We start from the raw sequence: 856 nt of genomic DNA, 5'->3' as shown, positions 1-856 counted from the left end.
TATTTTTTGATGCCGTGCAAACTCCTTTCCGTTATCGAAAGTCAAGGTCTTAACCCAAGATGGACTGAAATTGGTAAGTCTCTTCTCCATTTTTTCATATACCTCCCCAGCTTCTTTTCCATTTAGTTTTTCCATCATCGTTACCAATGTGGCTCTGTCTGTCATTACCAAAAGAGCCGATTTGTGGTTGCTTCCCATCATCAGGTCTACTTCAATATCGCCTATACGCTCACGGTGATCTACCACGTCTGGGCGATGGTCGATTCCTACACGGTTTTTAATGGCTCCCCGCTTATCCTTGGCGTTCCCTCTCTTTTGCCTCCTGCTGCCATGCTTGAGATGTTTGTAGAGTTCAGCGTATTTGGCACCTGCCTTTTTCCTGCTCTTCTTAACACTCCATATCCATTGGTATATAGTCTCATGGCTCACACAGGTTTCCTCTTCAATAGCTAAGCGTTTGCTTATAAGTTCTGGACTCCACTTTTCATAACGGAGCAACCCGGAGATCCGCTCTTTCAACTGCTCTGTGAGCTGTAATTGCTTGGGCTTTGTCTTATGCCTGTTATCTGCCCTTCGCTGCGCGTTTGTTGCTATATAGCTGCCAGCGGTCCTTCCCCGTTTGGCAATGTTCCTGGATAATACCCTGTAAACGGTACAAGGATTGACCCCGATAATTTTAGCTATTTCACTTTTACTGATTTCTGTTTCCAATAAGGCTTCGATTTGATACCTTTGGCGGGTGGTCAATTGCTTGTATTTTTTCATGCAAGATTAATATAACAATTGTTCCTAAAACTCTTGGGGCTAGCCCCAAGAGTTTTAAACATTAATTTTGCACTTATTACTTGAACTTAGA

1 protein-coding gene is annotated in these 856 nt (G+C 43.1%); it reads right to left on the bottom strand.

Annotation, left to right across the window (positions count from 1 at the left end; translation table 11 throughout):
* The coding region (locus tag KW502_RS15270; protein ID WP_219041409.1) for an IS30 family transposase at positions 1–765 on the bottom strand (765 nt) is incomplete at its 3' end.
* Positions 766–856 lie beyond the last annotated feature (91 nt).

The organism is Mesonia aestuariivivens (assembly GCF_019311235.1).
Taxonomy (GTDB): Bacteria; Bacteroidota; Bacteroidia; order Flavobacteriales; family Flavobacteriaceae; genus Mesonia; species Mesonia aestuariivivens.
This window is presented reverse-complemented; position numbering and strand designations above follow the sequence as displayed.